The sequence below is a fragment of the Shewanella scandinavica genome (assembly GCF_031932065.1).
GTDB lineage: Bacteria > Pseudomonadota > Gammaproteobacteria > Enterobacterales > Shewanellaceae > Shewanella > Shewanella baltica.
The window spans coordinates 23,650-38,741 of record NZ_JAUOES010000030.1; the positions used below are offsets into that span (position 1 = coordinate 23,650).

General features: G+C 44.5%; 10 protein-coding genes. 7 read left to right on the forward strand and 3 right to left on the reverse strand.

Annotated elements, in window-relative coordinates:
- Positions 1–48 precede the first annotated feature (48 nt).
- Entirely contained in the window at positions 49–543 is a 495-nt protein-coding gene (locus Q4Q50_RS19420) for a putative 4-hydroxy-4-methyl-2-oxoglutarate aldolase (protein WP_259541252.1), read from the reverse strand.
- 232 nt (positions 544–775) lie between these two features.
- Between Q4Q50_RS19420 and Q4Q50_RS19425 the strand changes: the two genes are divergently transcribed.
- Complete coding sequence (locus Q4Q50_RS19425; protein WP_311900719.1) at positions 776–1,096, forward strand: hypothetical protein; 321 nt, start codon at positions 776–778, stop codon at positions 1,094–1,096.
- A gap of 246 nt (positions 1,097–1,342) precedes the next feature.
- Here the strand turns inward: Q4Q50_RS19425 and Q4Q50_RS19430 are convergent, their stop codons facing one another.
- On the reverse strand, positions 1,343–3,115 hold the full coding sequence (locus Q4Q50_RS19430) for a DUF885 domain-containing protein (protein WP_311900721.1): 1,773 nt from the start codon (positions 3,113–3,115) through the stop codon (positions 1,343–1,345).
- Positions 3,116–3,690: 575 nt separating this feature from the next.
- Here Q4Q50_RS19430 and Q4Q50_RS19435 point away from each other — a divergent pair.
- On the forward strand, positions 3,691–5,094 hold the full coding sequence (locus Q4Q50_RS19435) for a DEAD/DEAH box helicase (RefSeq protein ID WP_311900723.1): 1,404 nt from the start codon (positions 3,691–3,693) through the stop codon (positions 5,092–5,094).
- A gap of 115 nt (positions 5,095–5,209) precedes the next feature.
- Positions 5,210–5,710: a peptidylprolyl isomerase gene (locus Q4Q50_RS19440; RefSeq protein ID WP_006081478.1), complete on the forward strand. Its 501-nt coding sequence runs from the start codon at positions 5,210–5,212 to the stop codon at positions 5,708–5,710.
- 343 nt (positions 5,711–6,053) lie between these two features.
- On the opposite strand, the gene Q4Q50_RS19445 is transcribed toward Q4Q50_RS19440, so the two are convergent.
- Positions 6,054–7,838 carry a cyanophycinase gene (locus Q4Q50_RS19445; RefSeq protein WP_311900724.1) on the reverse strand — a complete coding sequence of 595 codons (1,785 nt, stop codon included), beginning with the start codon at positions 7,836–7,838 and terminating at the stop codon, positions 6,054–6,056.
- Positions 7,839–8,184: 346 nt separating this feature from the next.
- Here Q4Q50_RS19445 and Q4Q50_RS19450 point away from each other — a divergent pair, with 346 nt between their 5' ends.
- The 4 genes from Q4Q50_RS19450 to Q4Q50_RS19465 all read left to right on the forward strand — a co-directional run bounded on the left by Q4Q50_RS19450 (position 8,185) and on the right by Q4Q50_RS19465 (position 15,060).
- Complete coding sequence (locus tag Q4Q50_RS19450) at positions 8,185–10,788, forward strand: TonB-dependent receptor (protein WP_311900725.1); 2,604 nt, start codon at positions 8,185–8,187, stop codon at positions 10,786–10,788.
- A gap of 78 nt (positions 10,789–10,866) precedes the next feature.
- Positions 10,867–12,312, forward strand: coding sequence for a putative basic amino acid antiporter YfcC (yfcC, locus tag Q4Q50_RS19455; protein ID WP_311900726.1), 1,446 nt, complete (start codon positions 10,867–10,869; stop codon positions 12,310–12,312).
- Positions 12,312–13,481, forward strand: a complete 1,170-nt coding sequence (gene iadA / locus Q4Q50_RS19460; RefSeq protein ID WP_011846716.1) for a beta-aspartyl-peptidase — start codon at positions 12,312–12,314, stop codon at positions 13,479–13,481. The genes yfcC and iadA overlap by 1 nt, the downstream gene beginning before the upstream one ends.
- Before the next feature lie 607 nt (positions 13,482–14,088).
- Positions 14,089–15,060 (forward strand): DMT family transporter, encoded by a 972-nt coding sequence (locus tag Q4Q50_RS19465; protein ID WP_311900727.1) that lies wholly within the window; start codon positions 14,089–14,091, stop codon positions 15,058–15,060.
- Positions 15,061–15,092 lie beyond the last annotated feature (32 nt).

Consider the following 15,092-nt stretch of genomic DNA (forward strand, 5'->3'; position numbering starts at 1 on the left):
CTTATCAAAAACAACTTGAATTTAAAGCGACTAATTCATTTAAAAATGTTAATTTAAAAATGCAAAGTTCAACATCTCATCACTTACTGCAATACCATTTTCATCGGCATACAGCATCATACCGGGCGTAACCATCACGCCGCCCATATCTACAGCAACATTAATTTGGCCTTGACCTAACTTCTCGGTTTTTATCGGCATGGCACCTAAGGCATAAACACCTAAACTAAAAGTATTTAATCGGGCTACATCACGAACACAACCATTGATCACTATCCCTTGCCAGCCATTATCTAGTGCGCTTTGCGCAATGAGATCGCCTAACAATGCGCGGCGCAGAGAGCCGCCCCCATCGACAACCAAAACTTTTCCTTGCCCATCCTGTGCAAGTATTTCTTTTACCTTAGAATTATCTTCAAAACACTTGACTGTGACTATCTCGCCCCAAAACAGTCGCTTACCGCCATAGGGTTTAAACTCGAGAGGAAGTAACTGTAATTTAGACGGATAGTGGTCAAATAAATCTGGTAGTAGATCAAGCATTTGAATCTCCATAATAGCCTATCACTTTAGACTACCCATAATTGTAGACCCCGACAAGGTCAAAGCAAAAATCAGCGAATTTTTTATTTAATTTTAACCAGCAAAGGCTTGGTGTATATTGGCATAGGCACTATAATCTGCGATAGTTAACGTCCTATGACACTCTTTAATGTTTCATAAGAAAGTTTCATCAATCTGTTCTCACACCTCTTTGTTATAAAGCGAAAACCAAATGACTACTGATCTTGATTTACAGAGCGCAATCGCGGCTCTAGATGAATATGGATATGATAAAAAAGTCTCAACGGATCTTGAGCAAGCACGTAACAAGCAACAAATGGGTAAATATATTAAATCCCTCGACTATAGTTTACGTCGATTATTGATATTACAAGAAACCGTTAACGAGCTCGTTGAAGAAAAGAAACATCAATTAGCCCAGCAAGAAAACATTCAAACCTACAAAACAAAAATCATAAACTTGTCGAGAGAATTTAACATTTCTTACGATGAAGTCCTAGCGCTAATGGCCGCATCTCAATCTAAAAATTAAACATAACGCTATCCGGTTATATTATTAAGCCGCTAAATTATTTGGCTAAAACTGCATATGCCATATAACTAAATATATAGTTTTTAAGTTATATGGCAATAGATTTTGCGGTTCACTATTTGCAAAACGTTAATGATATTATTCATAAGCAGTGTCAACTTAGCTTCAGATCCAACTCTCGTTTATGCCGCAATTCGACATAAAAAAGCAGAGCCTGAGCTCTGCTAATTAATATTATGCATAAACTTATTTGTTTTGCATTAATTGACGAATGTACTTCACTGGCGCACTACCATAACTTAAAAACTTCTCATGGAAAGTTTTAAGGTCAAAATCATTGCCTTGCGCTTTCTTATATTCTTCGCGGAAATCATAAATTTCTCGATAACCAGAATAGTAGCTCGTCAATTGAACTTGGCTAAGCGTCGCGCGGCGCCACTTGCCTTCGGCTTCAGCTTGCTGTTGGAAGGCTTCATTCATCATCAGGGCAATAGCTTGGTCTTCAGTCATGCCTTTCACATGAATGCTGTAATCCAAAATAGTGTTACAGATAACACGCAAATTCCACTTGTAGTACATCAACCACATTTCAGGCTCAAAGTTACCATAGCCTTCTTCTAGCATCATGCGCTCGGTATATACCGCCCAGCCTTCGACCATAGCGCCATTACCGAATAAACTTTTCACTAAACTCGGTGATTGGTTCGAGTAAACTAATTGAGTGTAGTGCCCAGGGATAGCTTCATGAATATTGAGGATTTGCAGGATCCAGTGATTATATTCACGTAAATAACTCTCAGCTGAAGCATCACTCATACCATCGAGCGGCGTCACGTTGTAATAAGTATTACCAGATTTATCGTAAGGTCCTGGTGCACTAATAGAAGCACCAGCATAACCACGCATATATTCGGGTGTTTCACGGACGACAAGTGGCTTTTTAGGATCTAATGTCACTAAGTTTTTCTTATTCACAAATTCAATTAACTCAGGAATTTGCTTACGCACTTCATTCACGAATTCATCGCGCTGAACATGTTTAGTTGATAATTTATCGATTAATTGACGAATAGCGAGCTTACTGTCCGCAGGTTTTGGCGTAGTAAAATATTTAGGCCATAACTTATCGGTAATTTTTGCCATTTCCCCTTGAACACGGTCTTTATCGGCTATGGCTTTTTGATACAGCTGTTTCGCCGTCATGCCCGCTTGAATATCAAAGGCAAATTTTTGCTCATATAACGCTTCGCCAATTCTAAAACTACGGGCACCGTCCTTCTTGAGTTGAACCACTAATTTGTCTAACCAAGCGATATGGCCGTTAATTGCGGCAGTGGCAGCATCAAACCGTGTGTTAAATAATGCTTTTTCCGTTGCCGTCAAACCAGAATCGGCGACCTGTTTTAATAAGTCTTCGGAAAACACCGAAAATGCACCTTGGTTTTGCATCACGGCTAATTCAGTATGCTCCAATGTTGGCTGACTAATGTTTGCCTGCGCGGCAGCATAATAAGCCGGAACATTTTCTAACCGCGCCAATACCGAACGTAATCTGTCATCTAAAGGGGCAAAGTTTTCATTGATGATTTGGGCAAAACTGCCCGATACGTTGTAGCTTGAAGGATCCCACTGCCAAGATTTAAAACTGTCAATTTCCCATGCCATGCTGCCGAGTAAATTGTCGATCAGATGGTAATCAATCAGTTCATTCGGCGTCAGCGACTTTTGCTCGAACTGGGTCAATTTGGCTTGTTGTGCCTTCACAAACGCTAAGGTTTTCGCACGACCAGCCGCATCGGGGATTTCAAGATAGCCATCGTTAACATGCTTACCACTGTATAAGGCCCAGGTCGGTGATAACTCCCACAGCGAATCAATAAAGGAGGCTGAAAATTGCTCAAATGACTGGGCTTTAACTTCAGCCGCAACCACAGGCTTAGTTTGACTGGTATGGGATTGACAACCAGCAAGGCCGGCCAGCGATAACACTATCGCAAGGGAAATAGCGGATTTTTTCATTATTATGGGTCCTTTGTTGATATTTATCAGGCATGCAAAAAATTACCTAAGTTAATCATATTGTCCCAATAATTGCAGCAGTGTTAGCCGTGAATACATCTACGGTTACAAAATTGTGAGTTATCGATATTTATGCCGCTTATCATTCACAGATTCGAGGTAAAATTCCCACTTTGCCAAACGAACTCAGATAATGATAATCGCCTATTCTGTTTCACCTCCTGATATACCCAAGCTACCTGAATATACGAGTTTCAGAGCGCCTAGGGGGCTCCAATTCAAGGCACATCAATGACAGAATGTCGGCTACCTTTTGAATTGATGCAACATAGAAGTGGAGTGCCCTAGGCGCTCCGTTCCGGCGGGTTTTAACGCACTTTATGCCGCGTTGGTTATTTTTAACTTAGCCCACTAGGTCTGTAAATAACCGCCTTGCCCAAAGTGCGTTAAATTACCGCTGAATCCTGCATCTTCAGGTTGTTTGGGTATATAATATCGCCCTGCTCCGCTGTTAACGCGTTGGCGTAACAGTTTGCTTATACATTATTGACCTGACCCTTTACCTGAGACATTCAATGCCATTTTCCAAACTTGGATTAAGCGATCCGATTTTAAGAGCCATCACTGAGCTCGGCTATTCACAACCTACTCCAATCCAAGAAAAAGCCATTCCGGTGATCTTGAAAGGTAAAAACCTGCTGGCTGGCGCGCAAACGGGTACAGGTAAAACCGCCAGTTTTGTGTTGCCACTACTGCAAATGTTTGCCGATATGCCGAAAATTCGGGCTAAACGCGTTCGCGCCTTGATCTTAACCCCAACCCGCGAATTGGCCGTTCAAGTAGAAGACAATATTGCCAAATACGCAAAATACCTGCCGCTGACCTCTATGGCCATGTATGGTGGCGTCGATGCCGCACCACAGAAACAACGTCTTATTGAAGGCGTTGATATTCTGGTAGCGACACCCGGCAGATTGCTCGATATGTATACCCAAAGAGCGATTCATTTCGATGAGATCTCGGTATTAGTCCTAGACGAAGCCGATAGAATGCTCGATATGGGATTTATCGAAGACATCAATAAGATCATCGAACGTCTGCCAACAGAACGCCAAAATCTGTTGTTTTCGGCAACCTTATCTAAGCAAGTGCGCTTTTTAGCGAAAACAGCGGTTGAAAACCCTGTTGAGATTGAAATTGCCCGCGACAGTGCGAACGCACCGCAAATCGACCAATGGTTGATCACTGTCGATAAAGATAAAAAATCAGCCCTGTTAAGCAAACTCATCACTGAGCAAACGTGGGAACAGGCGCTGATCTTTATCCAGACTAAACAAGGCGCCGCCAAACTGGTCTGCCAACTCGAAAAACGCGGTATTGCCGCCGAAGCCATTCACAGTGGTCGCAGCCAAGCGGTACGCGAGCAATTATTAGTCGATTTCAAGTCCGGAATACTGCGCTTTTTAGTTGCGACCGGCGTGGCTTCTCGCGGTATCGATATCGACGCCCTTACCCGCGTGGTCAACTATGATCTGCCCGATGAAGCCGATGATTATATTCACCGTATTGGCCGAACCGGTCGTGCTGGCGCCTGCGGCGAAGCCATCTCCTTTGTTTCCAAAGATGATTTTAGAAACCTGTGTGCTATCGAGCGCCGCCTAGGCCACATCATAGTGCGTAAAGAAATTGAAGGCTTTGTGCCGAACAAAGAAGTGCCAGTTTCTATCCTCGATTTTGTGCCGAAAAATACCACGCCAAAAACCTTTAAAGCCCGCGCTCCTGAGGCTAGAACCTCACGCCCCGCGAAAGAAGGCTCCTTTGAAACCGCCCATGCGAAAAAGCATCGCAGCGCTAAATCAAAGCCTGAGGCAAAAGCCGCTGTAGCGCGTCCACAATCCGCGCAGACTGATAACAGTAGCGAGACTACGGGTCGCAGTGCGCCCTTTAATCCGTGGAACAGCGGTTCTAAAACGAACTGATGGCCTAATATAAAGTCATGATCCCGTACAAAGTCACGATCCCGTAAAAAGTCATGATCTAGTACCAGTAGTGACTTGTTAGAAATAAAAACTCATTAAGATAGAAGATATTAGCATGATTACATTCAGCACCAATTTAGGCGACATCACCATAGCACTCGACTTTGAACATGCGCCTGTCAGTTCAAAAAACTTTGTCCGCTATTGTGAAGAAGGCTTCTTTGAACATACGATTTTTCACCGTGTTATCAAAGGTTTTATGATTCAGGGCGGCGGGTTTACCGCAAAAATGAAAGAAAAGCCGACCCACGAGCCTATCGTGAACGAAGCCAACAAAGGCCTAAGTAACACCATAGGCACTATCGCTATGGCTCGCACCGATGCGCCTCATTCGGCCACGGCGCAGTTCTTCATTAACACAGCCAATAATGACTTTTTAGACCACACTGCCACCACCAATAACGGTTGGGGTTACGCGGTATTTGGTAAGGTCACAGCGGGAATGGACATTATCCAACAGATTGAAAAAGTCAAAACTACCACTGTCGCCGGCCACGAAGACGTGCCCCGCGAACCCATAGTTATCGAGAAAGTGACGATTAATATCCAAAGCTGACCATTAAAACGATAAGACTTTTCTTTTGATATAATAAATCGCTCAGTTTTAGCTGAGCGATTCATTATTTTTCTTAGCGGTTTTGAAAATTAATTAGTTCGCAAAAAATCATACTTAATAAATACTGCTTAATATAAATTTACTTTACCTAATTTAACCTCAATCACTTAACTTAAAACTTACTTAAAGTAAAAAATCTTAAATTATAGCTTCTTAACTTAAAATCAGAAGATTAATTATCCTCTCACGTTTTAAAATCTACCTAATATACACTCAACCATAATCAATTTAGCCTATACTATTGATATCATAGCCATACCACTAAAATTAATTCAACTCACTGTCATTGTTCTAACGCTTTTAGTGTTAAACCCATCGACTGATATCCGCGTTCTTGATTTAAAATGCCTTGGCAACTTAATGTCGCCATTGGAGTAATAGTTAATTCGTACTTATCACTCAGAGATGTTGAATATATACCTTGCCGACACGCATTGCTGACCCAAGTAAAAAAGTCACTCTGCTTACTCATTATTGGCGTCAATTTGGCAGTCTGAGCTAGGCGGATATGAGTCAAATGTTCACCAGTGACGTCAATTTCGGCATATGAACCCGGAGTGAGATAGTGCGAAATCGCATTTATTTCAGAGTTAGCTTGGCTTTGTTTCAATCGCTCAACTTGCGCTAATGCCCATACTCCATGCTCACCGACCACTGAGAGCGAACGATGTGATAAATCGACCAATAATGCTGTATTTTCATCGACCCCAAATGCCATTTTGCTATCGCTCTTGGCGCTAAGGAGCAAGAGTCTTAAATAACGGTCTCGTTGTGAAAAGTGTGTGTCGGGTATACCAAAGGGGAAAAATCCAAGCCCACCTTGCTCGCGATAAGTGACCGCCGTTGCAGGAACTGAGGTATCACAATTAGCGACTTCACAACGCTCACTTGGCGCTTCGGTCGCGAAAACGCCAAAACTCAATGCCCCGTCACTTGTGCCACCGGTGATCATATTTTTATCAGCCATCACAGCAGTGCCAGCGCTGGTGCCACCGATAACAATTTCTTGTTTGGAAAGACGTTTCTTGATGATGCTTAATGCTTCGCTGGGTGATTCATCCGACGTAGTCCACGCCTTTAATGTCAGACTCTGATCGCCGCCATTTAAAAAGAGTCCGTCTATTTGATTAAGCAATTGATAGAGTTTAATGGGGCTGGCACAAAAATCCTTTTGTAGCTCAACTTGCTTTGGATAAAGCCTCGCCCTATCCGTATTACCTTGTATTTGCTGTCTAAACATTTCGAGTTGGTCACACTGACGGGTAGCGATACCCGCTTGCAGTGCAGCATCTAAAGGCAGCCAAATGACCTCGGCCCCTATTTGCTCAAATACGCTGACATAGTAATGGGCCGCTTCAAAGGGATCGCGCGCAGAGGCGGTCACAACGGCGATCAGTGGACGTTTGGCATTGGGGTTACTTTGCTGGCGCTTTGCTAACGCTTGCTGCGTAAATAATTGATAAAGCGTCGCGGCATGAGAATTGGTTGTGGAATCAAGTAACACTTGTTCTTGTAACAGCGTGCCGTCAGCAAGCATTTGCTTTTCTTCAAGTAAATCCAGCAGTGTGTAATATTGTTGGTCGCTCAAATGCGCCAGAAATTGCTTATCTATCTTTACAATGGCTTGTTCAAGGCTTGCCAAGGTTAAGCTGTCACTATGTAAACGGCCAATTTCAACATCACTATTTTTAAGACTGTTACTGACAGGAGGAAGTGCTTTGGCCGCTTGTCGCAAGTTCGCTTTTTGTTGCTCGTTTAACGACTGTAATCTTGGGTGTTTTAGTGCACGTTCAAGCCACGAAACGTTGAACACATAACGTGTTTCGCGTTTGGCATCGGCTGAGAATTTGACTTCCGATTGGCAATTTGCGGGAGCTTGAGAGCTGCAGGTTTTCATCCCTCCGCCCACCAGCATAAGATCAAATGGTTGATGAGTGGGTATCGATAAACTCAGTGATTTCACTGGCGCTGACTGCGCGCTTGGGACGATAAATAGCAAAAGAGTAAAGTAAGAAATACTTAAGCTATTGAGCAAAAAAGATAAGTTTTTTAAGCAACGATTTTTCATAGTGGCACTCAATAAAAAGTGTGCGCCATGTATTGACTCAAGGCTCATGTTACGGATAGTCTTTTAACAGGTCAATAACAAAAGACTTCAGTTTATTACATGAAAACAGAAACAACTCTTTTCCAAAGATACCACTACCGCACATGGTATCTGTCCGAATGGTGGGACGAATAACCGCTAAACACCTTGTGTTTGGTGGAGTCTAGTCTAGCCGTCTTACTCCCCTCTCAATCATTTGATTGACGTTGCGCTTTCTGCAAAACATTAACTAATGCCATGCGTATTGACTCACGCGCAGCTTAGCCACGTCTAAAAATTCTAATAAGAGATTTATCGGGAGCTTATCATGAGAAGTTCTGTATTTTTGTGCGCTGTTTTTGGGTTGGCCTTGTCGCCCGTTGCTTTAGCTGTAGCCAATGAACTAGAAAAAACAACTGAGCAACCTGCCGCAGATGCACCGGTCGAGCGAGTCGCAGTAACAGGTTCACGCCTAAAAGGGGTGGATATGGAAGGCGCCAATCCACTACAAAGTTTTACCCAGGATGACATCAATAAACGCGGTTACGAGAGTGTGAGTGAGTTTCTACGCGATCTCCCCCAAGCTTCAAGTGCGGGGACTTTCTCGGAAACTGGAGGTGTCGGTGGAGCCGATGGTGCACCAGCTGGCGCATCCGGTGTCAGTTTGCGCGGATTAGGTTCAAGCTCAACCTTAGTGCTAGTCAATGGCCGAAGAGTCGCCGTTGATTCATTCTCTAATGGTTCTGACTCGTTTGTGAACGTCAATTCAATCCCTTTATCTGCCATTGAACGCATCGATGTGTTAACCGATGGTGCATCTTCCATCTATGGTTCGGATGCCATTGCCGGGGTGATTAACTTTATCCTCCGTAAGGATTTTGTCGGGCATGAGCTCAGTGCCCAATATGGGGATGATACTTCCGCTCACGATGCCAGCCGTAAGAATCTGACCTACGCTGGCGGCTTTGCCACAGAAAACAGCAATACTACAGTTGTAGTCGATTATGCGACGCGAAACGCCATCTTTAATAGCGATAGACCTGTTAATGTTACCTTTGAATCCAGCACTCGTATGACCATAGATGGTGAGGATTACGCTGAGTCTTGGTGTGGCGACGATACTCAAAAAAGTGGTACACGTTGCAATTATGACTATGTTATTCAACGCGCTATCCAACCTGACTTTGACAATATAGGCACGACCTTTAATCATATTTATCGTCTAGATAATGGATTGGAGTTTTTTGCTGAAGGCATGTATCAAAAGAATACCGGTTCAGCCTATGAGGCGCCTGCGGGATATACAGTGGATGTTGCTGGTGATTCTGCCAACATTCCCCAGTATGTTCACGACATTGACATGCTAGATGGCAGTGTCAGCGACGTTATCACTGTTCGAACTCGTTTCCCTGAGCGTCGAGTACAGGAATATGACACTCAGAGCTATCGAGTCCTCGCTGGACTGCGCGGTGAACTTGCCGACTGGAGCTGGGAAACCGCGGCGAGTTATGGCAAATCTACAAACGAAATCACCAATGTTGCTGGCTATATGAATGCCACTAAACTGGATGCCGCCGTCGCGGCGGATGAATTTAATCCGTTCAATTTAGGCCGTGATAGTAGCGCGGCACAAATTGCTGCCCTGCGCGATCCCGGCATGCGTAAAGGTGAATCAGAGGTGTTGTCGCTGGATTTTAATATCAGTGGCGATTTGTTTGCATTGCCCGCAGGTACAGTAAGCTCGGTTTTTGGTGGAGAGCTGCGAAAAGAGCAAATATTTGATAGGCCATCCATCAACGCCGTTAATAACGAAATTATCGGCTTAGGCGCAAGCGATGCCGAAGCAGACCGGACGCAATATGCTGTGTATGGCGAGTTTAATTTCCCCATTACCGACACCTTAGATGTGATCGCAGCTTTACGTTACGACCACTATAGTGACTTTGGTGGCGATGTTAACCCTAAAATATCAATGCGTTATCGCCCTCTTGAGGATTTAGTATTAAGGGCATCATGGAGTACAGGTTTTAGAGCCCCTTCCTTATCCCAATTAGGCGCAGGGACGTCGCTCAGCAGCCAGTATATCAATTGCGGTTCAGCTGAACCTTACAATGCCTTATGCGGTACTGCTGGCGCCGAGTTTGGCGAACTCGAGTTTGACCAAGAAACCATAGGCAATAAGGATTTATCCGCAGAAAAGTCTGCCGCCATTAACGTTGGCGTCTCTTGGAACCTCACCGAAGCACTACAATTGACTGTCGATTACTGGCGCTATGAGCACGATGATATTGTTGATATTGATGCCAACACCACCTTAGACGCCTGTATTAAAGACAGTACAAAAATCGTGACTAGCGTTGCAGAACTGGGGGATGAATTCGGCTGTGTTGTTGATGGCCAAGGGGATATCAGCTTCTTACGCACTGGCTATTTTAACGTCGGCAATCAAAATACTGATGGCGTCGACTACAAGCTAGATTATCGCTTAGACACTGAAACCGCAGGTGAATTTAAGTTTTATGTTGCGGGCACTGAAACCCTATCGTTTGAAAGACAAGTCACACCTTCAACCCCAGTGGAAGATTTATTAGGGCGGTTAAGTGGCGCCTCAGAAATTGCTCGCCCTGAAAGCGTGCTTGATCTAGGAACCGACTGGCAGCTCAACGATTGGAGTGCCAGTTTATCGGGTCACTACATCAGTTCATTGGGTGATGGTGACTTTAAATTTGATAACGAAACCGTCGACAGTTGGCTCACCTTCAGTGCGAGCCTTGGTTATGAGTTAAATGAGCACCATAGCTTTTTGGTGTCAGTGCGTAACCTAACAGATGAAGAACCGCCCTACGCCTCCTCTCCAACCAATGGCTATGCAAGCTCAGTCCATGATTGGTTAGGCCGTCGCTGGAACGTACGTTATACCTTCAAGTTTTAATGTACTGACTTGAGGCATTGGCCGCAGCGTTTAATTGTGGCCAATGCCTTGTTCTGACCCTTTATAAAGGCACATAGGATGAAATTACCTACTGCAAGGGCAATGCCCGACGCTTTTGTTATTTTATTTTTTATCGTTTTAGCCGCCGCAATAAGCAGTTACCTGTTTCCAGCGGGTTGGTTTGCTATGGTCGATATCGTTGATAGCACTGGCAACATCACTCAAAGAATCGATCCACAACAGTTTTTCATGACATACGATAACACGCATCATGTCAGTCTATTTTCAGCCAACGACAAAACGGGGCTGACCAATTTTGCCTTCGACGGCATGACATCAGGCGATCGCATGGGCTCGGCCGTTGGCGTCATGGCATTTATCCTTATCGTGGGGGGTGCCTTTGGTGTCGTCATGGACACTGGCGCCATTACTCATTGCATTATGGCGATGATCGCCAAACTGCAGCGCAGCCAAGTATTACTGATCCCATTACTGTTTATAATATTTTCATTAAGCGGCGCGATATACGGCATGAGTGAAGAGGCCATTGCATTTTGCATTGTACTGTTACCGCTTTTTCAGGCTTTAGGTTATTCAGCAGCAACTGTGGTCATGGTCACCTACTTATCCACCCAAATTGGATTTGCTACCTCATGGATGAATCCATTTAGCGTGGCCATTGCGCAAGGGATAGCCGGTGTACCTTTAATGTCTGGCGCTGGTTTACGGATTGCAGCTTGGTTTGTGTTCACTGTTGTCGGCTTAGTTTTTACCCTGCGCTACGCTAAAAAACATCGCTCAGCAGTGGATGCCACACTCGTGCATACTAACGATAATCCATTGAATAATAAATGTTCTTCCTTTGACATTCTCGTGTTACTTTGTTTACTCGGCGTAATTATGTGGGTGATTTGGGGAGTGATAAGCCATGGCTATTATATTCCGCAAATCGCAAGTCAATTTTTTGCACTGGCCTTGGTTGTTGGGCTGATTGCCGTTATTTGGCGAAAACGTAGCTTGAACCAAATCTCAAATGCCTTTCAAAAAGGCGCCAGTGAATTGTTACCCGCCGCTATGATTGTGGGATTCGCCAAAGGTGTGGTGTTATTGCTTGGCGGCGATGACCCACAACAGCCCTCTATTCTTAACACTGCCTTACATTATGCCGGCGAGTCCTTGGCAACGTTACCTGATGTCACCTCTGCCATTGTTATGTATATATTTCAATCTATTATGAATTTCTTTGTCGCATCAGGTTCCGGTCAAGCCGCCCTGACCATGCCTATCATGGCGCCGCTTTCCGATATTGCAGGCGTCACCCGCCAAGTATCAGTGCTTTGTTTTCAGTTTGGTGATGGACTGACAAATTTAGTGATCCCCACTTCAGCCTCATTAATGGGTTGTTTAGGTGTGGCTAAAATTTCATACGCTCAATGGCTTGCGCTTGTTTGGCGCTTTCAACTATTACTGACCTTGATGGCCAGTGCCGTCATTTTATTTGCCGTTATTACAGGATATAGCTGATGTTAACTTTAATCCGTAACGCCGCCGTTTATGCGCCGCAGTTTTTAGGGCTACGCGACGTGTTATTTTGCGAGGCGAAAGTCCTTAAAATCGCCCCCGTCATTGATCTTAAGCATGCAGACTTAGTCACAATCATCGAAGCCAATGGCCGCCCTTTAATCCCAGGTTTAGTGGACCCCTTAGTGCATATCACAGGCGGTGGCGGTGAAGGCGGTTACCACACGCGTACCCCAGAGATGCAACTAACAGATGCCAGCCTTGCAGGGGTCACTACGCTCGTCGCAGCATTGGGAACAGACGCCATTAGCCGCAGTTTGAACGAACTTGTCGTCAAGGCTAAAGCGCTCACATACGAAGGCTTGTCTGTCTTTTGCTACACTGGCTCCTACGAGTACCCTGTAAAGACCCTTACTGGCGATGTCACCCAAGATCTGGTGTTAATCGACAATGTTATTGGTGTGGGTGAAATTGCAATTGCAGATCATCGAGGCTCACAACTCACAGTGCCAGAACTCGCCAGAGTCGCAGCACAAAGCCGCGTCGGCGGCATGCTCAGCGGTAAAGGCGGCATAGTATTTGTGCATGTGGGCGATGGTGCGAGTGGTATTCAAATATTGCATCTCATCGCGCAGCAATCAGATATCCCTTTAACGCAGTTCTATCCCACTCACATGAATCGCTCCCAGCAGCTATTAGAGCAAGGGATTGAATTTGCACGACAAGGTGGGGTTATCGATTTCACGACGTCGACCAATACTCAGTATCTAAACGAGGGTGAAGTCGCGGTCGTTAATGCGGTCCATTTTGCAATCTCGCAAGGTGTTAACTTGAGTCAAATCAGCTTAAGTTCCGACGGAAATGCTAGCCTGCCCATATTTAGTTCTGACGGGGAATGTATTGGAATAGAAATGGGTAAAGTCAGCAGCCTATTTGAAGCACTAGTGGCTTTAATTAACAGTGGTTTAACCCTCGAACAAGTGCTTCCTTTAGTGACCTCAAATGCCGCTCGCGTGCTCAAGCTAAAAACCAAGGGCGGAATAAGCGAAACACACGATGCCGACTTTGTGTTATTAACGGACAATTTTAATATCGATAAAGTATGGAGCAAAGGGCAACTACTCGTTGATGAAGGTAACGCGCTGAAATGGGGAACATTTGAATCGCATTAACTCAATAATGGCGCACGCCGCGCGCGTGCACCACACTCATTAACTATGGGCAATGCGAGTAGATGACTCGCAAACAGAGAGCATCAAGCACATTTTCTCAAGGTGAAAGCAGTTTGCATTAGTAAGCGCACTCTACTCCTCGCTGATTGACTGACATTTTAAAACGCGCAACGTTACGCCATCGAGACCCGAACTGCACCATTACAGTTACCGCGCTTTAGCCAAACTATCCCATAAAAACTGGGCATCTTATTGCCCTATTTAAGAAAAGTATTTTATATTCGGCAGATTAACGCCACTGCCAAACAGCTAGTTCTCTATCCTCTTTGCAGATATTGGATATACAAGATACGCGTAACGGCGTTAGGCTAAATTAACCATCTGATATAGATGAAAAAACCATTTCTGTATCTATTATAGTGTCTTGCTTACTCTTATTATCCCCTTTCTTTTCAAGCCCAAGAACACTGCGAACTTAGGTTGCTAATCCGATTAGGATGAGCAAAGAAAGCCTGCTGTAGCGCGCATAAAATGCTGTTTAACTTAGAGCGCAGGATGTTTAACTCGAGTCACATGATGTTTAACTTGGGTCACAATAAGCTATACCATGACTTCAGCGGACTGCTCCATCGAGCCAACACTCTTAAGTCGATACTTTTTCACAGACACTGTCTACACATGTTGGGAAGATATTTTGAATAATACAAAAGGTAGTCTGTTTATGGTGGCTGCGATGGCAGCATTTTCTATTGAAGACATGCTCATCAAATCTGCAGCAGAAACCACCTCTATCGGCCTCATTCTAGCGTTATTTGGCCTAGGTGGGATGTTGATTTTTATACTGTTAACTTGGCGTAAGGGCGAAACTGTGCTTCACCCTGCGGCATTGTCGAGACCCATATTATTACGCGCACTGTGTGAAGTTATCGGCCGATTCTGTTTTGCTTTAGCTATCACCTTAACGCCACTATCAAGTGCATCCGCTATTTTGCAAGCCACACCTCTAATAGCCATGATTGGCGCCGCCTTGTTATTCGGTGAACAAGTAGGCCATAAAAGATGGCTTGCGGTATTAGTTGGTTTTGTGGGTGTGCTGATGATCATTCGCCCAGGGCTTGATGGCTTTGAAGCCACCTCTTTATTTGCCGTTATCGCTACCTTAGGTTTTGCAGGACGCGATTTAGCAACCCGTGCCGCATCACCCGTGTTATCTAACATGCAACTCGGGGTGTATGGCTTTTTTGTGTTAATTCCGACAGGCTTAGCCATAATGATGTACCAAAATGAGCCCTTACAGTTTAGTACCACTGCGGCAACACAAATTCTGGGAGCCATCGTCTTTGGTGTCATGGCCTACAATGCGCTGACAATCGCTATGCGCGCTGGAGATGTCTCCGTCGTCAGTCCCTTTCGGTATACACGTTTACTGTTTGCCTTAGCATTAGGCATATTAATATTTGGCGAATCACCAGATTTACTGACAATTCTAGGGAGCTTACTCGTAGTATTAAGTGGTGGCTATACCTTAGTCCAAACGCGTAAAAGAACCACGACGAATAACATACCTAATGCGGCATGAGATGAGGAAAGTAATAGCATTAATTGAAATCT